The sequence below is a fragment of the Pantoea sp. nfd-35 genome (genome assembly GCF_056892255.1).
On the sequence record NZ_CP122403.1, the window covers coordinates 3313693 to 3339572 of the forward strand.

Sequence of the window (25880 nt, forward strand, 5' to 3'; positions counted from 1 at the left end):
AAAAAATGTTATAACATAACAACTATGATATCCGATGTTGTCGCGTTATCACCACGGCAATGTGTTTCAAAAAATAAACCAGCGCACGATTTGCCATAAAAAGGGCTATAGAGAAGCAGCAACGAATCAACCACTTGCTTAAATTTGCCCTCAACGAGGCCTTATTATGTGTGGAGGACTACTTGCAAACCGCCAGAAGAACATCAATGATGGGTTTATAAGTTGTTATTCATGAGCAGACTATGTCAGTAAGAATTGAATGCGATGTCGCGCAGGATGAAACGGATTGCGCAAAATTAGCCACAATTATAGAGCGGAATATTCTCAAAATAACAGATTCACTTGTTGGCGATTTACAGTGGTATTCAGCCAATGCCATCTTAGTGCCAGGCAGTTTACGCGTTATTGCTGTTGAGATGACAGAGACGAATAGATTTAAGTTACTTTACGATTTTCAGTGGAATTTATTTAATCCGTGTCTGGATTTAAATGAAATCGTTACGCAAGATGAACAAGTCAGCTTCCGTATCTGCCCTGCCGCGCTTGTATTTGAGCCGATTGAGAATCAGCGCCCCTCACCTGGCGATGAATTGTAATATTTAGTAATGGAGGTGAGCAGAACTAATGATTCTACACTATTCTTAACTCAGTCCGTTATTTACAAACCCGATAACCACTTCCTGGCCGCTTCACCTAATCGCGCCGCTTTGCGGTAACTTTGCTCGCTACGGAGGGGAAAAAGATGGACGAATACTCACCGAAACGGCATGATATTGCCCAGCTTAAATACTTGTGTGAGAATCTGTTTGACGACAGCATGGCGACATTAACTGACAGTCATCACGGCTGGGTTAATGACCCCACTGCCGAAAGCAATTTACAGCTAAACGATTTGATTGAGCACATCGCCTCTTTTACCATGAATTACAAAATTAAGCACGTTGAAGACGAAGCACTGATTACCCAAATCGATGAATATCTTGATGATACCTTTATGTTGTTTAGCAACTACAGTGTAAATACTCAGGATCTTCAGCGCTGGCAACGCTCAGCGAAACGTTTATTTAATGTGTTTACTGAAGAGTGCGCTTTTCTTCAACAGCCAAGCCATTCATTATAGTACTGACGTGAGAACGGTTTATTTATGAACAAAACCCTAACTAAAACTGATTATTTGATGCGACTGAGGCGCTGTCGTTCTATTGACACGCTGGAACGCGTAATTGAAAAAAATAAGTACGAATTACCCGATGAAGAATTAGCAGTATTTTACTCAGCAGCCGATCACCGCCTGGCTGAACTGACGATGAACAAGCTCTATGACAAAGTCCCGGTGTCAGTCTGGAAATTTGTACGCTAACCTATTTTGTATTACGTTTGATCTGATTTCACCAGCCCGTTTTTGCACAACTCGCCTGCCGGCAATGGAACGGCCCAGGCGAGATTCGCCTGTTTATCATCTGGGAAGAGGGATGTTTACGAGATGAAATGGTGGAGGCCCCGCCAGCTACATCCCGGCACACACGTCACCTGCTGCGGCTGCTTCCTTCCGGACCTGACCGAGTTCACAAGCTAGCATTGCGGGAGAACCAACAGGGCCCCCATTGACTAGCCCTCATTTCGAGAGCGCAGGCATTATCGGGGATGCCCCCGGCAATTGCAAGCCTGGTCGGGATGACCGTTGGTTTCTTGTACGATCGCCGATAATTAACCCTCAATGTGATAAAATTATCGCCTTTTCTCGGGCAGGTAAGTTTATGGACAGCTCTGACAGCTTCAAACAGCGAATCTGGCAAATCGTTGCCGCAATTCCTCCCGGCCGCGTCACAACCTATGGTGACGTCGCCCTGCTGGCGGGCTCGCCCAGAGCAGCGCGCCAGGTCGGTGGCGTCTTAAGCCGCTTACCTGAGGGCAGTACGCTTCCCTGGCACCGGGTGATTAATCGCCACGGTACTATTTCGCTGCAGGGCGATCGGTTATTTCGTCAGCGAGATGCGCTGGAGGCGGAAGGCGTTGAGGTGAGTGACGCCGGTGAGATTGATTTAGACCAATATCGCTGGCGATTTTAAGGCGTCAGGGCGGCGGCAATGCCGCCCTGATAGGGTTGCCCTGAGGCCTTACATGGTCGTCGGTGCCGGGACAGCGGCTGACGGTGTAACCTGCGTCGGTGACGTTGGCGGTACGCTCGTGGCTGCGCCTGGCTGCGTTGGCATCGCCATAGAGGGGACCGGTACTAACACCAGATCGGTTTTTGTTCCGCCCTGATTGATCACCGGTTTAACCTCTTCGGTAATGAAGGCCATCTTGCCATCAACCGTAATGGCAGCGCTTAACAGGATGCGTGCATTAGGCTGAATGTCGGCCGGGTTGAAAGGCAGCACAAAATGGAATGGCGCCTGCTTCCCTTCCGTGCGCACGACGCGCTGGGACAGCACTTTCGACGGAGCATCCGCAACCGATGCATCTGACAGCGTCACGGTCAGTGCAGCATTCGGCGGCAGCGCAATGCGCTGACGAATATAGACGGATCCACTGACGTTAGGCTGAGCAATCGTTGCTGTTTGTCCTGCAACCGCTGACCCTAAAGTCGGGGTTGGAACCGGTTTGCCTTTGTGTGCACAACCCGCGAGAGCCATCGCCATCGCTATGCCACTTAACACATGCCAGAATTTCATTGATGTCGTCTCCTTTTGATCAAAATGATTTTTAGCAGTGAATCTTCATTACAGCGTTTCACTCGCCGTATGTCTTTAATGTTGGCACAAAATCAAAAGTTTGCCTGGTCGGATGAAAGACCGAAAGTCTGATTGACGGAAACTGGTCGGATCTTTCACACTTAGGCAAATACTTATTATCAGGAAAGCGTCATGAGTCAGGCACTCGAAAATCTGCTTAATTTAATCCATCTGGAAAAAATCGAAGAAGGCCTCTTTCGCGGCCAGAGCGAAGATCTTGGCCTTCGTCAGGTCTTTGGCGGTCAGGTAGTGGGACAGGCACTTTTTGCGGCCAAACAGACCGTGCCGGAAGATCGCGTCATTCACTCATTCCACAGCTATTTTCTCCGGCCCGGCGACAGCCAGAAACCGATTATTTACGACGTGGAAAGCCTGCGTGACGGTAAAAGTTTTAGCGCCCGCCGGGTCAGCGCCATTCAAAATGGTCAGCCTATTTTTTATATGACGGCCTCTTTCCAGTCGCCGGAAAGCGGCTTTGAACATCAGAAACCCATGCCGCAGGTGAAAGGGCCTGATAATCTCCCCAACGAGCAGCAGATGGCGCAAAAAATGGCCCATATGCTGCCAGAAAAGCTGCGCGAGAAATTTATCGCCGAGCGTCCGCTGGAAATCCGCCCGGTGCAGATCCACAACCCGTTACGAGGCCACGTTGATAAACCGCAGCGTCAGGTGTGGATACGGGCTAACGGCACGCTGCCCGATGATTTACGCATCCATCAGTATCTACTGGGCTACGCTTCCGATCTTAACTTTTTGCCCGTGGCGCTGCAGCCCCATGGCAAAGGCTTTCTGGAATCCGATATGCAGGTGGCAACGATTGACCACTCTATGTGGTTTCACCGTGAGCTGAATTTTAACGACTGGCTGCTCTACAGCGTGGAGAGCACCTCTGCATCGGGCGCGCGGGGCTTTGTACGCGGTGAGTTTTACAACCGGCAAGGGGAACTGGTGGCGTCAACGGTTCAGGAAGGTGTGATGCGCCAGCGCAGCGAATAGTAAAAAGGGGCGAAATCGCCCCTTTTCTCTTATCGTTACAGATGAATTAATGGTTGTATGCGTTCTCGCCATGGCTGTTGACGTCCAGGCCTTCGCGCTCCTGCTCTTCCGGCACGCGCAGCCCTACAATCATATCCGCCAGTTTAAAGCCAATGAAGGCCACCACGGCAGACCAGACGATAGTCACCCCTACGCTGAACAGCTGAACGGCAACCTGATGCCCCATAGTGACGCCTGGTGCATAGCCCACGCCGCCCAGAGAAGAGGACGCGAACACGCCCGTCAGGATACAGCCGATGATGCCACAGACGCCGTGAACGCCGAATACGTCACAAGGATCGTCAACCCGCAGCCATCTTTTCAGCGTTGTTACGCCCCAGATGCCCGCCAGACCACCGGCTAAACCGATAATTAACGCGCCACCGACGCCGACATAACCACAGGCTGGCGTAATGGCAACCAGACCCGCAATAAAACCAGAACAGGCACCTAACAGAGAAGGTTTACCACGCAGCGCCCACTCGCCGAAGGTCCATGCCAGCACAGCAGCGGCAGTCGCCACAACGGTATTCAGGAAAGCCAGTGCGGCAATTTCGTTAGCTGCCGACGCCGAGCCTGCGTTGAAGCCAAACCAGCCTACATACAGAATGGCGGTACCGGTAAAGACCATTGGCAGGTTGTGAGGTTTAAATGCCTCTTTGCCGAAGCCTGCACGTTTGCCCACCAGGTAAGCACCGACCAGTCCGGCAACCGCCGCGTTAATGTGCACAACCGTGCCGCCAGCAAAGTCCAGCGCGCCATCCTGAGCCAGTAAGCCGCCTGCCCAGACCATATGCGCGATAGGCAGATAAGCCAGCGTCAGCCATACCGCCACGAAAATCAGCACGGCTGAGAAACGAATACGTTCCGCAATGGCACCGACGATCAGCCCCACGGTAATACAGGCAAAGGACGCCTGGAAAGCCACATGGATGTATTGATAAAAGCTGCCCATAACCGCTGTCAGCGCAATGTTTTTCAGCATCACCCAGTTGAAGCTGCCAAAGAATGCATTGCCTTCGCTAAAGGCCAGTGAGTAGCCATAAATCACCCACAGCACACATACCAGCGAAAAGGTGACCGCCACCTGAGTGAGCATAGAGAGCACGTTTTTACCGCGGATCAAGCCGCCGTAAAACAGCGCAATCCCGGGAATTGACATAAACAGCACCAGCGCAGTGCAAATCATCATAAAGGCGTTATCGGCTTTGTCTGCAACGGCAGGCGCAGCAGCCATTGCCAGCGACGGTAACAGTGCCAGGCTGGTGAGGCCCAACTTGGTCAGCATTTTATTCATTTTTTTTCCATCCCATCACATTACTGAGTCTTGTTTACAGTGCGGCTTCGTCGGTTTCGCCGGTACGTATGCGAATCACGCGCTGCAGTTCAGCAACGAAAATCTTGCCGTCGCCAATTTTTCCGGTGTAAGCCGATTTACTGATTACGTCCACCACTTCGTCCAGTTGGTCGTCTGCAATGGCGATATCAATTTTGACCTTGGGCAGAAAGTTCACGCTGTATTCCGCACCACGGTACAGTTCGGCGTGCCCTTTCTGACGTCCAAAACCTTTCACTTCGGAGACGGTCAGTCCCTGAATACCAATGGAGGATAATGCCTCTCGCACATCTTCCAGCTTGAACGGCTTAATTACGACGGTAACCAGCTTCATAGCCTCTCCTTAAGGAATTGAAATAAGTAAGTCTCATGGACACGCAGAGACTTAAGCAAAGGCTGTGCCAGATGTAAGTATCGTGCGAAATCCGTTATCAGGCCGCGACGGAATAAGGCTCAGGAAATGCTGAATATCGGTTTGGGAAAAACTGGGGGATTAATAAACGAAGCGGATGCACTCCTTTGGTGCTGTTACGCTCAAAGGCGTGCATCCTGACGGAACAATGGAGAAAAAGATGCGCAAAAAAGGTGCAATCACCCTGCACTGACTAACGGTGCTGCCGATTCCAGTTCATCGCCAACCTGTTGCAACTGATACATTTGCCAGTAGCGCCCTTCCTCTGCCAGCAGCTGCTGGTGCGTGCCCTGCTCGACAACATGACCACGGTGCAGCACCAGTATGCTGTCTGCTTCGGTAATGGTGGAAAGACGGTGGGCGATAACCACCAGCGTCGTATGCTGACGCAGGGTGCGCAGCGTGTGCTGGATGGCCTGCTCTGTACCGGAATCGATATTTGCGGTGGCTTCATCAAGGATGAGAATCTGCGGCAGTTGTACCAGTACGCGTGCCAGCGCCAGTAATTGCTTTTGCCCCACCGACAGGTTATTCCCCTGTTCGCCCAGTCGGGTATGAATACCTGCAGGCAATGCCCGGGCCAGCGGCGCCAGCTGTACCTGCTCCAGCGCCGTCCACACGGCTTCTTCGCTGATATCCCGACCCAGCCGCACGTTGGCCAGCAGCGTGTCGGCCAGTACGACCGGATCCTGCTGTACCATCGCGATGCTGCGTCGTAGCGCCTGGTGGGAATATTGCCCCAACGGACGATCGTCCAGACGGACTTCACCGCGCGTCACCGGATAGTAGCCCATTAACAGGTTTGCCAGCGTGCTCTTGCCGCTGCCGGTATGACCGACCAGAGCGACAAAGCCGCGTGAAGGCACATCCAGCGAGATGTTGCTTAGCACGTCACGATCATCGCGATAGGCAAAGCTCAGGTTATCCAGCGTAATGCGTCCGGACGCCATGGGTCGATCGCTGTCACCATAGTGCTGCTGGGGCGCATCCATCAGTTCAAAAATACGCTCGCCCGCGACAACCGCCTGCTGCAACATCGACTGCTGCGTAGTGAGTTCGATTAAGGGCTCGTTAAGCCGTCCCAGATAGGTGATAAACGCGTACAGCACCCCGACTTCGAAAACGCCGGGCATTGAGAAACTGAATAACAGCAGCAGCCCGCACAGCACCAGCGCCGAAAACAGGCTTAAAAGCGGCCGTAACAGGAAGCCATCGAGCCGCAGGGTTTCCATGCGCGCCAGATAGTGAGAGCGGCTGGCTTCCCCCATGCGTTCGCCAAAACGTGCCTGCTGGCGGAACTGCTGAATCACGCTCATCCCGCTAATCACTTCGTTAAAACCGTTGTTGATATCGGCCAGATAGCTGCGAACGCGACGCGCTATCGGTGTACTGAAGCGCTGATAAATCAGCATGACGATGAGCACCATAGGGAAAATCAACATCGCCACCAGCGCCATGCGCCAGTCCAGGCTGAACATGGCCACCATCATTGCGCCCACCAGCGCGGCGCTGCGCAGGACCGTCGCGACAACGGTCACATACAGATCCCGGACGACTTCCGTGTCGTTGGTGACCCGGGAAATCAACTGCCCCACCGGCTGGGTATCAAACGCAGCGAGTGGCTGACGCAGCGCCGCGTTCATGGCATCGGTGCGTAAACGCTGCACCACGCCAATCGCGGCCTGGTTAAACAGTAACGCCTGCCCGTAATGCAGGGCGGCGGCCAGCAGCTGCAGCAGAATAAAACTCACGACCAGTCCTGCCACGATGCCCCAGGGCATTTGATGCTTCGCCACCAGATTATCGATGAAATAACTCACCAGAACCGGGCCGGTGACTTCGGCGGCGGCGGCAATCCAGAGCATCAACACGGCCAGCGACAGCGATTTGCGCCACGGTTTACCGTAGCTCAGCAGGCGTTTAAGTGTTGGCCACATACGTTGTGACTTAGCCATGCGGCACTCCTTTTTCCGTTTCATCATCATCCAGTGCGGCTTCCAGTTGCTGATAGCGATACATATCCCGATACCAGCCCGCCGCGTTCGTCAGGGCAGCATGGTCGCCTCGCTGCGCCACGGTGCCCTGATGCAGCACCAGAATCTCACTGGCTTCCGTGAGTGCCGACAGGCGGTGGGCGCTGATGATCAACGTGCGCCCTTTGCCCCACAGGCGCAGATTATGCAAAATTTCGTGTTCTGTGCGTCCGTCCACGGCCGACAGCGCATCGTCCAGAACCAGGATCTCCGCATCAAGCAGCAGGGCACGGGCGATTGAAATACGCTGTTTCTGACCGCCGGACAGCATGACTCCGCGCTCCCCGACTTCGGTTTCGTAGCCTTGCGGCAGGCGTAAGATATCGTCATGGACGCAGGCCATTTTTGCCGCCTGCTCAATATCCTCCTGACTGGCATCCGGCCTGCCCAGCGCAATGTTATTGGCCACGCTGTCGGAAAACAGAAACGGCGTCTGACTGACGACGGCGAGACGGCTGCGCCAGCTGTCCAGCCGCAGCTGTGGCAGCGGGATGGAATGGTAGCGGATATCCCCTTGCTGAATATCGAAGTGACGCTGAATCAAACTCAGCAAGGTCGTTTTACCACTGCCGGTCGGGCCGCACAGGCCCAGCATATCGCCCGGCTTGAGTTGAAATTCAACCTGGCTCAGTATCGCACCTGAACTGGCGGGATAACTGAATTCGCGAATCGAGACCTGTAACGTTCCGGCCCTGTCAGGCAAGGTTTTATCACCGTCTTCAACGACCGGTGCCTCAGAAAGCAGCGCGCGAATTCGGCTCCACGCAGCACTGCCACGCTCAACAATGTTAAACATCCATGCCAGCGCCAGCATCGGCCAGATCATCAATCCCAGGTACATGACAAAGCTGGTGAGCTGCCCCAGCGTCATTTGATCATGCCACACCAGCCAGCTTCCGCCGCCAATCGCCAGCAGGTTGGCAAAGCCAATCGCGATATAAATGGTGGGATCAAAACGCGCATCCACTCGCGCAACGCGCAGGTTTTTCTCTCCGGTATCACGTGCAATATCGGCGAACTGCGCCGACTGATGTTGCTCCAGCCCAAATGCCTTAATCATTCGGATGCTGGTAAGGCTCTCTTGCGTCTGATCGTTCAGGCTGGAAAAGGCCGCCTGCGCCAGTTTGAAACGGTTATGCAGCTGCTCGCCATAGCGGTGAATGACCAACGCCATGAATGGCATCGGTATTAGCGATATCAGCGTCAGCTGCCAGCTGATTTGTGTACTCATGGCAATTAACACAACGCATCCCATGACCAGAGAATCCACCAGCGTCAGCACGCCTTCACCGGCAGCAAAAACCACCCGATCGACGTCGTTGGTGGCGCGGGCAATGAGATCGCCGGTTCGGTGACGCAGGTAAAACGCCGGCTGCTGACGGCTGAGCTGACGATAAAAATCCTCTCGCAGCTCAACGGCCAGTTGGTAGGATGCGCCAAACAGCAGCACGCGCCAGACATAGCGCAGCAGATAAACCACCACGGCGGTCAGCAGCATAATGCCAATCCACATCAGGATGCGCCGGGCATCCATGTTTTGGTGGGTCACGCCGTCCACAATCACCCCGACAATCCACGGCGGCAGCAACTGCAGAACGGCAATAACGATCAGTAAGGTGACGGCGCCCAGATAACGCCGCCACTCACGGATAAAATACCAACTTAACTGGCTGAATAATCGCACAAGGCTGCTCTCAATCTCAGATACTCAGGGGCCAACAGGCAGGGCTGTCGTGTATTTAATCTCTTCCATCGCGAAGCTGGAGGTCACATCGATCAGGCCTGTTACACCATTAACTAAACGCTTATAAAAGGCATCATAACTTTTCATGTCGGCAACCTGAATACGCAGTAAATAATCGTACTCACCGGCCATACGGTAAAAGCCCATCACTTCCGGCATGCTCTGCACCACCGAGACGAACTCCTGATACCAGGCTTTGCTGTGCTGGGTGGTTTTGACAAACATAAAGGCCGTGAGACAGAGGCCAAGCTTTTCATTATCCAGCAGAGCGACCCGTCCGCGAATAATGCCGTCTTCTTCCAGCTTTTTAAGGCGCTTCCAACAGGGCGTCGTGGTGAGATTAACCGCATCTGCCAGTACCTGGAGTGAAGTGGTGCAGTCCTGCTGCAGCATAGCCAACAGTTTAAGGTCAATTTTATCTGGCATACGGCCCTCCGGTAGAAATATTTTCTCCATTACCGCCATTTTAACGCAAAACCAGCAAGCTCTTTTTCCTACACGTGCCTTAAAATAATGACTTTCATCCGACCGGAAATGAACGCCATGTCAACATGCTGGGTACGCCACGCGATTAACGAAATTAACGCTGATTTTCAACGCTCAGCGGACACACACTTAATTCGCTTCAGTTTGCCGGATTTTCCGGGCATCAGGTTCTATCTCAAAGATGAAAGCACGCATCCCAGCGGAAGTCTGAAACATCGTCTGGCGCGCTCTCTGTTTCTGTACGCCCTGGCCAACGGTTGGATCAAACAAGATACACCGGTTATTGAGGCATCTTCGGGCAGTACGGCCGTGTCTGAAGCCTATTTTGCCCGCCTGCTGGGCTTGCCTTTTATTGCCGTCATGCCCGCCAGCACCGCGAAGCGTAAAATTGAGCAGATCACCTTTTACGGCGGTCAGTGTCACTTTGTCAGCGATCCCTGTCAGCTCTATGCAGAATCCGAGCGCCTCGCCCGGGAACTGAACGGCCATTTTATGGATCAGTTTACCTACGCGGAACGGGCCACCGACTGGCGCGGCAACAACAACATTGCTGAAAGCATCTTCCGTCAGATGGCAAACGAACCCTTTCCCGTTCCTCACACCCTGATTATGAGTGCCGGCACTGGGGGTACCTCGGCCACGCTGGGACGCTATATTCGCTATCAGGGATGCGATACGCGATTACTGGTCGTTGATCCGCAGCATTCCGTTTTTTATGACTACTGGCACAACCGTGACGCCACCCTGACCAGCAATCGTGGCAGCATGATTGAAGGCATTGGTCGTCCACGCGTCGAGCCTTCCTTTATGCCCGATGTGATTGACGAAATGCTTCGCGTACCGGATGGCGCATCAATTGCCGCCATGCTGAAGCTGGAAACACTTCTGGGACGCAAACCGGGCCCGTCTACCGGCACCAACTTCTGGGGCATGATGCAGGTGGCAAAACGCTTACGCGATAACCACGAGCAGGGCTCGCTGGTGACACTGCTGTGCGACAGCGGAGAACGTTATCCTGATACTTACTATCAACCTGAGTGGGTTGCCGAGCACATTGGCGATATTACGCCCTGGCAGCGCGAACTGGGCTAGTGCGCTATCAGACCTTGACTAACGGGGGTTAAGAAGCGCCAGATCGGGCCAGTTATTGCCCCTGCAGCTGTTCAGCCGCGCGTTCAGGTATTACCATAAGCACCAATTTTTATTATTGGGACGTGCCATGAAACGCGCCGTTGTCGTATTTAGCGGTGGACAAGACTCCACCACCTGCCTGGTTCAGGCCCTACAGCATTACGATGAAGTGCACTGTGTGACCTTCGACTATGGTCAGCGTCATCGTGAAGAGATTGACGTGGCCCGGGACCTTTCCTTAAAACTGGGCGCCCGAGCGCACAAGGTGCTCGATGTGACCATGCTGAATGAACTGGCCGTCAGCAGCCTGACGCGCGACAGCATTCCGGTTCCCGCTTATGATCCCGAGGCTAGCGGCCTGCCGAGCACTTTTGTGCCGGGCCGCAATATTCTGTTTCTGACCCTGGCCTCGGTTTACGCGTATCAGGTTGAAGCGGAAGCCGTCATCACCGGCGTTTGCGAAACCGACTTCTCCGGTTATCCCGACTGTCGCGACGAGTTCGTCAAAGCGCTTAACCACGCGATCGGCCTTGGCATGGCGCGCGATGTTCGTTTTGAAACCCCGTTGATGTGGCTTAATAAAGCCGAAACCTGGGCGCTGGCCGATTACTGGCAGCAGCTTACGTTGATCCGCGAAGAGACGCTCACCTGTTATAACGGCATCAAAGGTGACGGCTGTGGCGAATGTGCCGCCTGTCATCTGCGCTCAAACGGCCTGAATGCTTATCTGCAGGATCGCCCCGGTATTATGGCAGCCATGAAGGCAAAAACCGGTTTGCCGTAACCTCGGGCGCGGCGGCGACAGATAGCCGCCGCCTTGATGACATGAGTTAAGACATCAGTTAAGACATCAGTCTTTCCAGTCGCTGCCGCAGTTCGCCTTCCAGCGGGACGGCTTTCTGGGAACGCAGGTCGATGCACACGAAGGTCAGTGCCGCATCTGCAACAACAGTCTCACCACCCGCTAAAAGAACCCGCTGAGAAATGATGCCGCTTTTTCCATTAAGCTGCGTGATGTCGCTGCTGATCTCCAGTACATCGCCCAGCACCGCCGGGCGACGATAATTGATGTTGATGTTGACCACCACAAAGGCCAGTTTCTGCTCAAGCAACCAATTAAAGGCGTCCACTTCTTCCAGCCATTGCCAGCGCGCTTCTTCTAAAAACTCCAGATAACGAGCATTGTTAACATGCTGATAGACATCCAGATGATAGCCGCGCACTTTTATCGTGGTCTGCATTCCTGTTCTCCTGCTGCTATAGATTAACTGGTTGGACCTGTTCACTTTAGCAGAGTCCGCCCGTAACAGCAGGTTAAGCATCAGAGTTGCGCATCACTTCACAATTTCAGACGCGACAGGTTTCTCTCAACCAGGGCATTGCCAAAGCCGGGCACCTCTTTCAGTTGATCGATAGCCGTAAACGGCCCGTACTCTTCACGATAGCTGACGATAGACTGCGCCTTCTTGAGGCCCACCCCGTTCATCGCCTTTGATAGCTGCTCTGCCGTCGCGTCGTTTATGCTGACCAGCTCCTGCTGCGGCATGGAAACCTGCGCGGCCTGGGTTTCACTTGGGGTTTCTGCCGCTGAAAGAGGCATTTGATACAGCGCGCCACACAGGGCGAGGGAAAGATAAAAGGCGTGTAAGTTGGGTTTAGCCATGCTGTGTTTCTCCTTGTGTTAAACAGCAGGCTCAGGTTGTCACGACAATAACCTGCCCTCAAACGGCAAAAGTTAAAAATGGAAAAGGCCGCATAAGCGGCCTTGGGTTGTTTCAGTCATTATCTGAAATTTGCGAGGATCACTGCATCTGCTGGGCAGCGGCACCGTATTTGATTTTGGCCTCTTTACGCAGATTCTGCAGCAATGCTTCAAAGGCAAGCTGCGCGTTGTTCTGCGTGACGCCTTTGACCATTTCATTAATCTGCGCCTGTGGCATCGTACCGGTGCTGACCTTATCCACCGCCACCAGAACCACATTGCCCTGCATATCTTCGCTGACGCCCCAGGAGGGTTTGTTATCCTCAGGCTGTGGCAGGTTAAAGGCAGCCTGTGCCACCGGATCCTGCGTATTTCGATCAACCGTTTTACTGGCGCTCAGGGTCAGGCCTGCCGCTTTAAGCACATCTTGTTTTCCGGCTTTGAGGTCGGCTAACAGTTTATCGGCCTGGGCTTTAGCCTGCTGCGTCGCTTTGTCGTGTTTCAACGTGTCGATAATCTGTGCTTTAACCTTCTCCAGCGGTTCAACCGCTTCAGGTTTGTGCTCACTGATACGCAACACGAAGGCACGATCGCCATCCACACTGATGATGTCAGAGTTATTGCCTGGCGCGCCATTTTGTCCAACAAGCCCGCCGTTGAAAATTGCCTGTTTCACCGCGTCAAAATCGAGATCTTTCGGCACGTCGTCACGGCTAAACCAGCCCGTTTCTGTGGCTTTCATGCCCGACGCCTGCTCCGCGCCCGCAAGAGACTCATTATCATTGCTGGCCGCTTCACTCACCTTCTGCTGCAGCTTATAGAAGGCATCCACTGCTTTTTCCTGCTTGACCTCATCCGCCACCTCACTGCGCACGTCGGCCAGCGGCTTGACCTGCTCGGGGATGATATCGTCGAGGCGCGCGATCAGGAAGCCAACGGAAGACTTGATCACGCCTGACAGCTGGCCTTTCTCTTTCAGTCCGGCATTTTTCAGCTCATCCGGCGTGGTAGAAGGTTCCAGCCAGCCCATATCGCCGCCTTTGCGAGCAGAAAATCGGGTCAATGGATTTGGTTTTCGCCAGTTCGGCAAAATCAGCACCGCTTTTCAGCTGAGCCAGAATGGCGTTGGCATCGGCTTCCGTTTTGGTCTGAATGACGCTGTAGCGATCGCGCTGTGGCTGGGTGTAATCCGCTTTATGCTGATCGTACCAGGCCTGAATATCCGCATCGCTGGCGTTTTCCTGCATGCCTGCAGCATCCAGTTTGATATAGCTGACCCGGAACTGTTCAGGCGCCATAAAGCTGTTTTTATGCTGCTGATAATACTGGTTGATCTCGTCATCGTTGACGGTCTGCTTCGCCGCAAGTGCATTCACGTCCAGGGTTGCGGTCTGAATATCGCGCTTCTGCGCCACCAAATCCACCAGCTTGCTGGTTTCATTTTTCAGCATAAAGTCGGTGTTGGCGATGGCGTTGATGAGCTGCTGTGTCGCCAGCTGCTTGCGCAGCGCTTCCGCATACTGGTCGGCAGTAAAGCCCATGTTGCCGATCATCGCGTTATATTTGGCGTTATCAAACTTACCGTTCGTCTGGAAAGCAGCCTGATTGAAAATCGCCTGCTTAACCTGATCGTCACTGATGGCAATGTGCAGATCTTTGATGTAGCTGTCCAGTAAGGCCTGATCGATCAGCTGCGACAGCGCCTGCTGGCGCATCTGCTGCATGTAACCATCGTTACCTGCAAGCTGCGAGAACTGGTCGCCCAGCATCTGCTGCTGGCGGTTACGTTCGCTGTTAAATGCCTGATCTAACTGCGCCCGGCTGATCTCCTGACCGTTCACTTTGGCCGCATAATCATTGTTGCCGCCAATCAGATAGTTGCCAACGCCGGTCAGCACAAAGGAGAGAATGATCAACCCCAAAATAATCTTGAGCACGACATGGTTCGACGCCGCGCGTAAATTGTCCATCATGGTATGACAACACTCCGCTGTAGTGTGAATGTAAAGCCCTGTCGCAATAACGCCCTCTTCCCGGCGCATTACTCAGCTGCAAATCTTGCTGGCAGCAATAATCCTGTTGAGACAAGCCTTGCGACCTTTACTGCCTCTCTGGATATAAAAAAAAGGCACATCTTATCGATGTGCCCGTATGTTACATGAGAACGCGTTAACCGTCCTCTAATCCACTCAAGAAAATGTGTTAATGAGTGGTGGCGTTGTCATTAGTTGACAGCGTCTTTCAGTGCTTTACCTGCACGGAAACCCGGTACTTTACCTGCCGGGATAGTGATCTCTTTACCGGTTTGTGGGTTACGGCCTGTGCGCGCTGCGCGCTCACGTACTGAGAAAGTGCCGAATCCCACCAGCGCCACTTCATCTCCGCCTTTCAGCGCATCAGAAACAGAGCCCATAAATGCATCTAACACACGTCCTGCTGCTGCTTTAGAAATGTCGGCATCGGCAGCAATTTTATCGATCAGTTGTGACTTATTCACTCTATTCATCCCCTCTTTATTATTTCACATCGTACCCACGCTTCCTGTCGGGTACGAACGCGCAGCAAGTTATATCAAGCCTTATAAGCTGAAACAACGGTAATCCTCTTATAACGATGGTTCAGCAGCCACCTAAATTAGCGGCACAAAAAAAAGCTGGCAAGCACCAATTGGTGTTGCCAGCTCTGCTTTTTAACGGTTTATGCCATTAATCACTATTTTGCGGTAGCAACCTGCATGCCGTAAGGCGCGTTTTCCAGTGCAAGGTTCAATACTTCTTCGATGCGCTTAACCGGATGGATTTCCAGATCGGCAATCACGTTCTGTGGAATTTCTTCCAGATCGCGCTTGTTCTCGTCCGGAATCAGAACCACTTTAATGCCACCACGGTGCGCTGCCAGCAGCTTCTCTTTCAGTCCACCAATCGGCAGCACCTGACCACGCAGCGTGATCTCGCCGGTCATCGCCACATTTGACCGCACCGGGTTACCCGTCAGACAGGACACCAGCGCCGTACACATCGCAATACCGGCACTCGGGCCATCCTTCGGTGTTGCCCCTTCTGGTACGTGCACGTGGATATCACGTTTTTCGTAAAAGTCACCGTTGATACCCAGTTTCTCTGCACGTGCGCGCACGACGGTCAGGGCGGCCTGAATCGACTCCTGCATCACTTCACCCAGTGAACCGGTATAGGTCAGTTTCCCTTTACCCGGTACACAGGCGGTTTCGATTGTCAGCAAATCCCCGCCCACTTCTGTCCAGGCAAGACCGGTCACCTGGCCTACACGGTTTTCGCTGTCCGCACGACCATAGTCAAAACGCTGAACGCCAAGGAAATCCTTGAGGTTCTCACCATTGATGGTGATGTGCTTTTTGGTTTTATCCATCAGCAGCGTCTTCACGGCTTTACGGCACAGTTTGGACAGTTCACGTTCCAGGCTACGTACGCCGGCTTCACGCGTGTAATAACGAATGATGCCCACAATCGCGCTGTCTTCAACGCTGATCTCAGAGGCTTTCAAGGCATTGCGCTCAATCTGCTTCGGCAGCAAATGCTGTTTCGCGATGTTGAGCTTTTCGTCTTCGGTATACCCCGACAGGCGAATCACCTCCATACGATCCAGCAGCGGTGCCGGAATATTCATGGAGTTTGACGTTGCCACGAACATCACATCGGAGAGATCGTAATCCACTTCCAGATAGTGATCGTTAAACGCGATATTCTGTTCCGGATCCAGCACTTCCAGCAGTGCGGATGCCGGATCGCCGCGCATATCCGAGGACATTTTGTCGATTTCATCCAACAGGAACAGCGGGTTTTTTACCCCCACTTTCGCCATTTTCTGGATCAACTTGCCCGGCATTGAGCCAATATAGGTGCGGCGGTGACCACGGATTTCCGCTTCATCGCGCACGCCGCCCAACGCCATACGAACGTATTTACGGCCAGTCGCTTTTGCGATGGACTGTCCCAGCGAGGTTTTACCCACGCCCGGCGGTCCGACCAGGCAAAGAATCGGCCCTTTGATTTTGCTGACGCGACTTTGCACCGCAAGGTACTCAAGGATACGGTCTTTCACGCGTTCCAGACCATAGTGGTCCGTGTCCAGCGTTTCCTGGGCTTTGCGCAGGTCTTTCTTCACTTTGCTGCGCGCGTTCCACGGAACCTGCACCATCCAGTCGATGTAGCCGCGCACCACTGTTGCCTCTGCAGACATAGGCGACATCATTTTCAGCTTCTGCAGTTCGGCTTCGGCTTTTTCACGCGCTTCCTGCGGCATTTTAGCCGCATCGATTTTGCGTTTTAACGCTTCGTACTCGTCAGGCGTATCATCCATCTCGCCTAACTCTTTCTGAATGGCCTTCATCTGCTCATTCAGGTAGTACTCACGCTGGCTCTTTTCCATCTGCTTTTTCACGCGGTTGCGTATGCGTTTTTCAACCTGCAGCAGATCGATCTCAGACTCCATCATCGCCATCAGATATTCCAGACGCTCGTTAACGTCTGACATCTCCAGCACGGACTGTTTGTCCGCGAGTTTCAATGGCATATGCGCCGCAACCGTATCCGCCAGGCGCGCCGCATCATCAATATTGTTCAGGGAGGTTAAGACCTCAGGCGGGATCTTTTTATTCAGCTTGATGTAACCTTCAAACTGATTGATCGCCGTGCGCACCAGCACTTCCTGCTCACGCTCTTCGATCTCTGGTGAAACCAGATATTCAGCCTGGGCTACAAAGTGATCGCCGTTGTCGGCAAGCGTCGTGATGTTGGCACGCTGCAAGCCTTCAACCAGCACTTTCACCGTACCGTCTGGCAGTTTTAGCATCTGCAAAACGGAGGCGATGGTACCCACTGAAAAAAGATCGTTTATGCCAGGTTCATCCGTTGAAGCCTCTTTCTGTGCGACCAGCATGATCTTTTTATCATGATCCATTGCGGCTTCGAGGCACCGAATTGATTTTTCCCGGCCAACAAACAACGGAATTACCATGTGCGGATAAACTACCACGTCGCGCAAAGGCAAGACGGGGATTTCAATGCGTTCAGAACGCTCAGGATTCATAGAGCTCTCTCTTAGTTTCGTGTCCGCCAGGTGATGGGTACCGCACAGGCAGGTATGCGGTTAAACCCACAGGTGTCTGAGTATATGGGGATGATTGTCAGACATTCAATGTCACAACGGTGAGAAATGCAAAAGGGGAAAGATTTTCCCCTTTATAGATGGCACAATGTGGACGATTTGTTTACTTATTCGCCAGAAGCCTGAGCTTCATGCTTGCCATAAATCAACATGGGTTCGGACTGCCCCTCAATGACTGACTCATCAATCACGACTTTCTCGACGTCGTCCATAGAAGGCAGATCGTACATCGTTTCCAGCAGTGCACCTTCCACGATAGAACGCAGACCGCGCGCGCCGGTTTTACGTGACATCGCCTTTTTCGCAATCGCCGTCAGGGCTTCATCACGGAATTCCAGATCAACGCCTTCCAGGTTAAACAACGCCTGGTACTGCTTGGTAAGCGCATTTTTTGGCTCGCGCAGAATCTGAATCAGCGCCTCTTCACTCAGCTCATTAAGCGTCGCGACGACAGGAAGACGGCCAATGAATTCCGGTATCAGACCAAACTTGATCAAATCTTCCGGCTCACACTGTGACAGCAGCTCGCCTTCCGTTGCTTTCTGCGATTTGCCTTTCACGGTGGCGCCAAAGCCAATGCCTGACCCGGTTTCAACGCGTTGTGAGATAACCTTATCCAGCCCGGCAAACGCACCGCCACAGATAAACAGAATTTTCGAGGTATCAACCTGCAAAAATTCCTGCTGCGGGTGCTTACGGCCGCCCTGCGGAGGAACCGCAGCCACCGTACCTTCAATCAGTTTCAACAACGCCTGCTGCACACCCTCACCTGAGACGTCACGGGTGATTGATGGGTTGTCTGACTTACGTGAAATTTTGTCAATTTCATCGATGTAGACAATACCACGCTGCGCTTTTTGCACATCGTAGTCACATTTTTGCAGCAGTTTCTGAATGATGTTTTCAACGTCTTCCCCCACATAACCGGCTTCGGTCAGGGTGGTGGCGTCCGCCATGGTGAAAGGCACATCCAGTAAACGGGCAAGGGTTTCTGCCAGCAGCGTTTTACCGCTCCCGGTAGGACCAATGAGCAGGATATTACTTTTACCCAGCTCGATACCGTTGCTGGTATCACCGTTGCGTAAACGTTTGTAGTGGTTGTACACCGCCACGGCCAGCACTTTCTTGGCCCTTTCCTGACCAATAACGTAATCGTCGAGGTGATGGCGGATCTCATGCGGCGTAGGCAGGGCGCTACGTTCGCGATGCGGGGCAACCTCTTTTATCTCTTCGCGAATAATGTCGTTACACAGATCAACGCACTCATCGCAGATATACACTGACGGCCCGGCAATCAGCTTACGCACTTCATGCTGGCTTTTGCCGCAAAAAGAGCAGTACAGCAACTTTCCTGAACCGTCTTTGCGCTTATCTGTCATCAGTTAACCTCTTCTTATTCTCAGGCCGTACCAGAAGTACAGCACTGGCCGTGGGTACACGGCCGATGTTCATTCAACCCATTATCACCTTGTCCTGTTAACTATAGACCAGAGACAAGGCGAAGTTAGGGCTTATTGGCGATGCGTCAGGATGGAATCGACCAATCCATACTCTACCGCTTCGCTGGCGGAGAGGAAACGGTCACGCTCGGTGTCACGCTCAATTTCTTCCAGTGACTTGCCGGTGTGCTCCGCCATCAGTTCGTTCATGCGCTGCTTCACCTTCAGGATTTCGCGCGCGTGGATCTCAATGTCAGTTGCCTGTCCCTGATAGCCACCCAGCGGTTGGTGAATCATCACGCGTGAGTTTGGCAGGCAGAAACGCTTGCCCTTCGTCCCGGCAGTCAACAGGAAAGCCCCCATTGAACAGGCCTGGCCCATACAAATGGTACTGACGTCCGGCTTGATAAACTTCATGGTGTCATAAATTGACATCCCGGCAGTAATCACGCCACCCGGTGAGTTGATATAAAGGTAAATATCTTTTTCCGGATTCTCTGCTTCCAGAAACAGCATCTGGGCCACAATCAGGTTAGCCATGTGATCTTCCACCTGACCGGTAAGGAAGATTACGCGTTCTTTAAGCAGACGGGAATAGATGTCGTATGAACGCTCGCCGCGCGAGGTTTGCTCGACCACCATTGGCACCAACGCATTGTGCGGTGCAGTAAACTCACGATCGCCACTGTATGACATTACCGTCTCCTGGATAAATTTCGTTGGCAACATTCTGTACCGATTTTACGTAAGACGAGCGACAAAAACTATGCTCTGCCTCTTACCGACAACTTCAGGACGGTTAATCAGTCAGCCGAACTGTTTTTGCATACTCCCTGTATCTTGGGATGCTGCTCAGTTGTTTCAAGCATAACAACCTTTTCATCAATCGCTAACCAGGAAAAAGCGATGCGTGAACAATTTGCCTAAAAATTAGCCAAATAGCGACAAACCGACTGGCAGCAAGCGTAATACAGAAAAAAGCCCGCGACTTTTCAGGCGCGGGCTTTAGCACAACCGGTTAAAAAGATGATTAGGCCTGAGCGGTCTGATTCATCAGTTCCTGGAAGTTAGTTTCTTTCTCAGAAACCTTCGCTTTCGCCAGCACGGCTTCAACAGCCTGCTCTTCCAGCGCAACGTTGCGCATGTTGTTCATCAGCTCGTTATTCTTGCTGTAGAACTCGATCACTTCCTGCGGATCTTCGTAGGCAGAAGCCATCTCTTCGATCAGCACTTTCACGCGGTCTTCGTCAGCTTTCAGCTCATGGGTGCGGATCACTTCGCCCAGCAGCAGACCGACAACAACGCGACGTTTTGCCTGCTCTTCGAACAGCTCACGTGGCAGTTCCAGCGCCTGCTTCTCGTCACCACCAAAGCGCTGTGCAGCCTGACGACGCAGAACGTCGATTTCGCTGTCGATCAGCGCAGCTGGCACGTCAATTGGGTTTGCGTCAACCAGACCGTCGATAGCCTGGGTTTTCACGCGGTTACGAATAGCGCCTTTCAGCTCACGTTCCATGTTCTTGCGCACTTCGGCACGCAGACCGTCAACTGAACCCTCTTCCACGCCGAAACGTTTAATGAATTCTTCAGTCAGTTCTGGCAGTTCACGCGTTTCAACTTTCTTCAACACGATCTCGAACTTCGCGTCTTTCCCTTTCAGGTTTTCCGCATGGTAGTCATCAGGGAATTTCACGTCGATAGTGAAGGTTTCGCCTGCTTTATGACCGACAACGCCCTCTTCAAAACCAGGGATCATGCGGCCCTGGCCCATCGCCAGAACGAAATCAGAGGCTTTGCCGCCTTCGAATTCTTCACCGTCAACAGAACCGGTGAAATCGATAGTCGCGCGGTCTTCTGCGCCGGCTGCTGCATCGGTTTCAATCCAGTTAGCCTGCTGCTTACGCAGGGTTTCCAGCATGGTATCCACATCCGCGTCAGTCACCTGAACCTGTGGCTTCTCGACTTCGATGTTTTCCAGGCCTTTCAGCTCAACTTCCGGATACACTTCGAATTCTACCGCGTAGGTAAAGTCCTGACCTTCGGTGTATTCGCCTGGCACGTAGTTCGGTGCGCCAGCCGGATTAATTTTCTCTTTAATGATGGCGTCAACAAAGTTACGCGTCATCAGATCGCCCAGCACGTCCTGGCGCACAGAAGCACCATAGCGCTGTGCCACGATGTTCATTGGCACTTTGCCTTTACGGAAACCATCGATACGGACTTTCTTCGCCACATCCACCAGTTCTTTTTTAACGGCGCTCTCGATGCTGTCAGAAGCGACAGTAATCGTAATGCGACGGCCCAGGCCCTGAGTGGTTTCTACAGAAACTTGCATCTTGTTACCTCAAAAAATCACGTGCTCGGTCAACTTCAGACACCACACATTGGTTAATGCGCCGTATCCAACAACCGGGACGGCTTCCGTGAAGAGAACCTGATCCCTGTTACCAGAAGCGTCCCGAAGACATTCCGGAAAAATAGACGCAGCATTATAGCGGCATCGCTGAGATGAGTCGAGGATGCTAAGTCACCACTTTTCAGGGAGTTTGCTGTTTTTTTGAGCCACAGATCGCGTTTAGCCACCCTTAAACGCAAAAAACGGCCCGAAGGCCGTTTAAAACGCGGGCAATCAGGCTAGCGTTCCGGCGCCCCGACAGTGAGGTGAAGCCAGTACCGTATCCTGCAATCCTTCCCACTCTTTCAAGGTATAAGTGTGCAACGCAAGGGCATGGACGCTTCCTGCCAGCTCCGCGCTGAGTTCGCTGTAAATTGCGCGATGGCGCGCCAGGAAACGCTGGCCGGTAAAACGGTCACTGACGATCACGACTTTAAAGTGACTTTCCGAACCGGCAGGCACGTTGTGTCGGTAGCTTTCATCGTGGACCTCCAGATGAGCCGGCTCAAAAGCCAGGCGCAGCTTCTCTTCTATCTGTTCTCGAATCATGGTTTTACCCTCAATGGCGAGCGCTGTGCCCCATCTGTTTAAATATTAGTTGGTTTTCGGCCACTCTACGCGGTGAAGCGCCGAATATTATCATTCCGCTGGCCGTATCGCGCGCCTTATCAGCCTGCTGTTTATGCCAGAAAGCGGGGGCGAAAAGCCGCAGCGCTCACTTTACCTCTTGCAGGGGGCTTTAATCACTGCACCGCTTTGCTATGATGGCCGCAGTTTTTGCACACCAACCCATGACACTAACGAGAAAGCGTATGTTGAAAAAACTGTTATTCCCACTGCTGGCTGCCTTTATTCTGGCCGGCTGTGCTTCCAGCAACAACACACTGACAATCCAACCCAAGATTCAGCTGCCGCAGCGCGATCCCAGCCTGATGGGCATCACCGTCAGCATTAACGGCGCAGACCAGCGCCGCGATCAGGCGCTGGCAAAAGTGAACCGTGATGGCCAACTGGTCAGTCTGACCCCTTCACGCGACCTGCGTTTCTTACTGCAGGAAGTGCTGGAAAAACAGATGACCGCACGCGGCTATATGGTAGGGCCTAATGGCGCAGTGGATCTGCAAATCATTGTTAATAATCTGTATGCCGACGTCACCCAGGGCGACGTACGTTACAGCATTACGACCAAGGCGGACATTTCTATTATTGCTACCGCGAAAAACGGCAATAAGCAGATCAAAAACTACCGTCAGACCTACAGCGTAGAAGGTGCATTCAGCGCAAGTAACCAGAAAATCACCAATGCGGTTAACTCAACGCTGAGCGACGTGATTGCGGATATGGCGCAGGACACCAGCGTCAACGAATTTATCAAGCAGAACGCCCGCTAATTTTGTCCCCTGCCCGGCATGACGCCGGGCCCTTCTCAAGGTCAGTATGAATCACTACTTCCGCGTCTTCCGTCAAAAAAATGCCGCTGTTTTACTCCTGCTGGGATTTGCATCCGGATTGCCACTGGCATTAACGGGTGGAACGTTACAGGCGTGGATGACCGTGGATAATATCGATCTGAAAACCATTGGTTTCTTTTCGCTGGTTGGCCAGGCCTACGTATTTAAGTTTCTCTGGTCACCCATGATGGATCGCTACACGCCACCTTTTCTTGGTCGCCGCAAAGGATGGTTGCTGATCACCCAACTGGCGCTAGTGGCCAGCATCATCACGATGGGGTTCATGCAGCCCAGCCGGGATTTGACCCTGATGGCGGCGCTGGCGGTGTTAATCGCGTTCTGTTCTGCGTCACAGGATATTGTATTTGATGCGTGGAAGACGGACGTGTTGCCGCCGGAAGAGCGCGGAAGCGGCGCGGCCATTACGGTTCTCGGTTATCGGCTGGCCATGCTGATATCGGGAGGTCTGGCGTTATGGCTGGCCGATCGCTACCTCGGCTGGCGAGCCACTTACTGGCTGATGGCGCTGCTACTGGTGCCCTGCATCGTAGCAACGTTTATGGCTGACGAGCCGGATGACCGCCAGTCCGCGCCCCGCTCATTACGTCAGGCGGTGGTTGATCCGCTGCGGGACTTTTTTAACCGCAACAACGCCTGGCTGCTGATTACCCTGATCATTCTTTACAAGCTGGGCGATGCGTTTGCCGCCTCGCTCACCACCACGTTTTTAATCCGTGGCGTGGGCTTCAATCCGGGCGATGTTGGCCTGGTGAATAAGACGCTTGGCCTGCTGGCCACCATTATCGGGGCGCTCTATGGTGGCGTGCTGATGCAGCGCCTGAGCCTGTTTCGCGCCCTGATGATTTTTGGCCTGTTGCAGGCGGTGTCCAATTTTGGCTACTGGCTGCTGGCCGTCACCGACAAACATCTGTGGAGCATGGCGAGCGCGGTGTTTATCGAAAACCTGTGTGGCGGGATGGGCACGGCGGCTTTCGTCGCGCTACTGATGACGCTGTGTAATAAATCCTTTTCCGCCACGCAGTTCGCGCTGCTGTCCGCGTTGTCAGCGGTCGGCCGCGTTTACGTCGGCCCTGTGGCGGGTTTTTTAGTGGAATGGTGGGGCTGGCCAACCTTTTATGCCTTTACCGTACTGGCTGGCCTACCCGGCCTGGCGCTGTTAGCATTTTGTCGCAGCACGCTGGATTTCACACAAAAAACCGGGCAGTTTTTGCCGCGTACCCGCTTTGCATCGGGCTACCGCTGGACAAACCGCCTGTTTGCCGGCGGCTGTGGATTGCTGGCTTTATGGCTGCTGGCGCTGGCGCTGGACGCCGCGGGCCTGACTCGCCTGTCGGCCGTGCTGATTCCCTTGTTTGAGGCCGGTATGACGCTGGCGCTTTGTGGTGTACTATTCGGTGTGGTGCTGGATTATCGTGCGCTGCAGAAAGCAGAGGACTCCGCCGTTATCCGATAACGGCTCGTGATTTCGCCGCAATTTCGTACAGTCGATTAAGCGCGCCTAATTTGTCTTTGCGTGTCAATTTACAAAAAATTATTTCACTCACCGGGGGGAATACCCCCTGATATTTAAAACCGGTGCGCAATTAATTTGGTTAAAAATAATCGAATAAATGATGCAACATTGTTAAATAATTGGGTGATTAAAGTCAGGGTTATTCCTTTACCACTTTTGTTTAACCCTGTATCCATCTCTTTTTGTTATATTGCCGCCAACTGCTTGTCCACGTTAATAATTTGTCACCGAGAACAACATCTGTGACACCCTTAGCAAAAGGTGTCAACATGGTTCTGACACATCCTTAAGCTGGTTTACACTGCATAAACCTTCCCGTAAAATGCGCGCACACTTAAACGACAATAGAGCCCTTTGTCATTGAGGTCGTTAAATGAGACTCAGTAAATACAATAAAAGTTTGGGGATTTTGTCATTAATCGCAGGCACTTTATTAATGAGTGGCTGCGATAATGCATTGTTAAATCCCAAAGGACAGATTGCGCTGGAGCAACGTTCGCTGATCCTGACCGCTTTTGGTCTGATGATGATCGTCGTGATACCTGCAGTCTTGATGGCCATCGTGTTTGCCTGGAAATATCGGGCTTCAAACACGAATGCCAAATACAGCCCTAACTGGTCACACTCTAACAAAGTGGAAGCCGTGGTCTGGACCATTCCGATCCTGATCATTGTTTTCCTTGGTGTGCTGACCTGGAAATCAACCCACGCCCTGGAGCCGAGCAAACCGCTGGTGTCAGACGTGAAACCGGTTGAAATTGATGTGATTGCCCTGGACTGGAAATGGCTGTTCATTTATCCAGAACAAGGTATTGCGACCGTTAACCAGATCGCTTTCCCGGCGAATACACCGGTTAACTTCAAAATCACCTCTAATTCCGTTATGAACTCCTTCTTTATTCCTACGCTCGGTAGCCAGATCTACGCGATGGCAGGCATGCAGACTAAACTGCATCTGATTGCCAACGAGCCAGGAACTTTCGACGGTATTTCCGCCAACTTCAGTGGTCGCGGTTTCTCTGGTATGAAGTTTAAAGCCATTGCCACCAAAGACGACGCGGAGTTCCAGCAGTGGGTTGCCAAAGTTAAAGCGGCACCTAACACGCTGACAACGATGGATGATTTCGAAAAAGTAGCGGTACCAAGCGAAAATCACCCGGTGGAATATTTCTCTTCTGCTAATCCTGAACTGTTCTTGCAGGTCATCAACAAGTTCATGCATAGCCACGGGAAGATGGACATGCCTGAGCATAAAGGCATGGACATGAGTCACACCGCTACCGCGGGAGCCGAGGAATAATA

General features: G+C 52.7%; 24 protein-coding genes, 1 other RNA gene and 1 pseudogene. 10 read left to right on the forward strand and 16 right to left on the reverse strand.

From position 1 onward, the window contains the following. Window positions 1–242 precede the first annotated feature (242 nt). From P9J57_RS15480 to P9J57_RS15490, 3 genes are all read left to right on the forward strand, one after another. Window positions 243–596: a hypothetical protein gene (locus P9J57_RS15480; RefSeq protein WP_013024905.1), complete on the forward strand. Its 354-nt coding sequence runs from the start codon at window positions 243–245 to the stop codon at window positions 594–596. A gap of 146 nt (window positions 597–742) precedes the next feature. Beyond that, complete coding sequence (tomB, locus tag P9J57_RS15485; protein WP_015700827.1) at window positions 743–1120, forward strand: Hha toxicity modulator TomB; 378 nt, start codon at window positions 743–745, stop codon at window positions 1118–1120. Window positions 1121–1144: 24 nt separating this feature from the next. Then, a complete protein-coding gene (locus P9J57_RS15490; RefSeq protein WP_013024903.1) occupies window positions 1145–1360 on the forward strand; it encodes an HHA domain-containing protein in 216 nt (71 codons plus the stop codon). Window positions 1361–1498: 138 nt separating this feature from the next. Here the strand turns inward: P9J57_RS15490 and ffs are convergent. Beyond that, window positions 1499–1595: signal recognition particle sRNA small type (ffs, locus tag P9J57_RS15495), an RNA gene on the reverse strand. 162 nt (window positions 1596–1757) lie between these two features. Here ffs and P9J57_RS15500 point away from each other — a divergent pair. Next, entirely contained in the window at window positions 1758–2069 is a 312-nt protein-coding gene (locus P9J57_RS15500) for an MGMT family protein (RefSeq protein WP_014606432.1), read from the forward strand. Between the two features lie 48 nt (window positions 2070–2117). On the opposite strand, the gene P9J57_RS15505 is transcribed toward P9J57_RS15500, so the two are convergent. After that, window positions 2118–2675: a YbaY family lipoprotein gene (locus P9J57_RS15505; protein WP_483279285.1), complete on the reverse strand. Its 558-nt coding sequence runs from the start codon at window positions 2673–2675 to the stop codon at window positions 2118–2120. 192 nt (window positions 2676–2867) lie between these two features. Here P9J57_RS15505 and tesB point away from each other — a divergent pair, with 192 nt between their 5' ends. Next, on the forward strand, window positions 2868–3731 hold the full coding sequence (gene tesB / locus P9J57_RS15510; protein ID WP_013024900.1) for an acyl-CoA thioesterase II: 864 nt from the start codon (window positions 2868–2870) through the stop codon (window positions 3729–3731). Window positions 3732–3777: 46 nt separating this feature from the next. On the opposite strand, the gene amtB is transcribed toward tesB, so the two are convergent. The 5 genes from amtB to P9J57_RS15535 form a co-directional block, all read right to left on the reverse strand. Continuing rightward, on the reverse strand, window positions 3778–5067 hold the full coding sequence (gene amtB, locus P9J57_RS15515) for an ammonium transporter AmtB (protein WP_014606435.1): 1290 nt from the start codon (window positions 5065–5067) through the stop codon (window positions 3778–3780). Between the two features lie 34 nt (window positions 5068–5101). Continuing rightward, window positions 5102–5440: a P-II family nitrogen regulator gene (gene glnK, locus P9J57_RS15520; protein ID WP_013024898.1), complete on the reverse strand. Its 339-nt coding sequence runs from the start codon at window positions 5438–5440 to the stop codon at window positions 5102–5104. 257 nt (window positions 5441–5697) lie between these two features. Continuing rightward, complete coding sequence (locus P9J57_RS15525; RefSeq protein WP_105078691.1) at window positions 5698–7473, reverse strand: SmdB family multidrug efflux ABC transporter permease/ATP-binding protein; 1776 nt, start codon at window positions 7471–7473, stop codon at window positions 5698–5700. Next, window positions 7466–9235, reverse strand: a complete 1770-nt coding sequence (locus P9J57_RS15530) for a SmdA family multidrug ABC transporter permease/ATP-binding protein (protein ID WP_013024896.1) — start codon at window positions 9233–9235, stop codon at window positions 7466–7468. The genes P9J57_RS15525 and P9J57_RS15530 overlap by 8 nt, the downstream gene beginning before the upstream one ends. A 24-nt stretch (window positions 9236–9259) precedes the next feature. Next, entirely contained in the window at window positions 9260–9721 is a 462-nt protein-coding gene (locus P9J57_RS15535) for an Lrp/AsnC family transcriptional regulator (protein ID WP_026021085.1), read from the reverse strand. Window positions 9722–9838: 117 nt separating this feature from the next. On the opposite strand from P9J57_RS15535, the gene P9J57_RS15540 reads away from it, so the two are divergent. Together P9J57_RS15540 and queC are read left to right on the forward strand one after the other, a co-directional pair. Next, window positions 9839–10873, forward strand: a complete 1035-nt coding sequence (locus P9J57_RS15540; RefSeq protein ID WP_024471201.1) for a PLP-dependent cysteine synthase family protein — start codon at window positions 9839–9841, stop codon at window positions 10871–10873. A gap of 127 nt (window positions 10874–11000) precedes the next feature. Continuing rightward, entirely contained in the window at window positions 11001–11696 is a 696-nt protein-coding gene (gene queC / locus P9J57_RS15545; RefSeq protein WP_014593081.1) for a 7-cyano-7-deazaguanine synthase QueC, read from the forward strand. A 58-nt stretch (window positions 11697–11754) separates the two neighbouring features. Here the strand turns inward: queC and P9J57_RS15550 are convergent, their stop codons facing one another. The 9 genes and pseudogenes from P9J57_RS15550 to bolA all read right to left on the reverse strand — a co-directional run bounded on the left by P9J57_RS15550 (window position 11755) and on the right by bolA (window position 22142). Continuing rightward, window positions 11755–12153, reverse strand: a complete 399-nt coding sequence (locus P9J57_RS15550) for an acyl-CoA thioesterase (protein ID WP_029569713.1) — start codon at window positions 12151–12153, stop codon at window positions 11755–11757. A gap of 98 nt (window positions 12154–12251) precedes the next feature. Beyond that, window positions 12252–12575, reverse strand: a complete 324-nt coding sequence (locus P9J57_RS15555; protein WP_013024891.1) for a helix-hairpin-helix domain-containing protein — start codon at window positions 12573–12575, stop codon at window positions 12252–12254. Between the two features lie 139 nt (window positions 12576–12714). Beyond that, window positions 12715–14587: pseudogene (gene ppiD / locus P9J57_RS15560) on the reverse strand (peptidylprolyl isomerase). A gap of 251 nt (window positions 14588–14838) precedes the next feature. Then, window positions 14839–15111: a nucleoid-associated protein HU-beta gene (gene hupB, locus P9J57_RS15565; protein WP_014606441.1), complete on the reverse strand. Its 273-nt coding sequence runs from the start codon at window positions 15109–15111 to the stop codon at window positions 14839–14841. A gap of 215 nt (window positions 15112–15326) precedes the next feature. Then, the gene (gene lon / locus P9J57_RS15570) at window positions 15327–17681 is read right to left on the reverse strand and encodes an endopeptidase La (protein WP_064373321.1); all 2355 of its coding nucleotides are present in this window, start codon (window positions 17679–17681) and stop codon (window positions 15327–15329) included. Window positions 17682–17866: 185 nt separating this feature from the next. Next, the gene (gene clpX, locus P9J57_RS15575; protein ID WP_013024887.1) at window positions 17867–19138 is read right to left on the reverse strand and encodes an ATP-dependent protease ATP-binding subunit ClpX; all 1272 of its coding nucleotides are present in this window, start codon (window positions 19136–19138) and stop codon (window positions 17867–17869) included. A 132-nt stretch (window positions 19139–19270) separates the two neighbouring features. Next, the gene (gene clpP, locus P9J57_RS15580; protein WP_006117959.1) at window positions 19271–19894 is read right to left on the reverse strand and encodes an ATP-dependent Clp endopeptidase proteolytic subunit ClpP; all 624 of its coding nucleotides are present in this window, start codon (window positions 19892–19894) and stop codon (window positions 19271–19273) included. 334 nt (window positions 19895–20228) lie between these two features. Then, window positions 20229–21533 carry a trigger factor gene (tig, locus tag P9J57_RS15585; RefSeq protein WP_014593078.1) on the reverse strand — a complete coding sequence of 435 codons (1305 nt, stop codon included), beginning with the start codon at window positions 21531–21533 and terminating at the stop codon, window positions 20229–20231. 294 nt (window positions 21534–21827) lie between these two features. Next, complete coding sequence (gene bolA, locus P9J57_RS15590; RefSeq protein ID WP_013024884.1) at window positions 21828–22142, reverse strand: transcriptional regulator BolA; 315 nt, start codon at window positions 22140–22142, stop codon at window positions 21828–21830. Window positions 22143–22405: 263 nt separating this feature from the next. Here bolA and P9J57_RS15595 point away from each other — a divergent pair, with 263 nt between their 5' ends. From P9J57_RS15595 to cyoA, 3 genes are all read left to right on the forward strand, one after another. After that, window positions 22406–22984 (forward strand): lipoprotein, encoded by a 579-nt coding sequence (locus tag P9J57_RS15595; RefSeq protein WP_014606442.1) that lies wholly within the window; start codon window positions 22406–22408, stop codon window positions 22982–22984. A 46-nt stretch (window positions 22985–23030) separates the two neighbouring features. After that, window positions 23031–24518, forward strand: a complete 1488-nt coding sequence (ampG, locus tag P9J57_RS15600) for a muropeptide MFS transporter AmpG (RefSeq protein ID WP_013024882.1) — start codon at window positions 23031–23033, stop codon at window positions 24516–24518. A gap of 433 nt (window positions 24519–24951) precedes the next feature. Continuing rightward, a complete protein-coding gene (gene cyoA / locus P9J57_RS15605; protein WP_014606444.1) occupies window positions 24952–25878 on the forward strand; it encodes a cytochrome o ubiquinol oxidase subunit II in 927 nt (308 codons plus the stop codon). Window positions 25879–25880 lie beyond the last annotated feature (2 nt).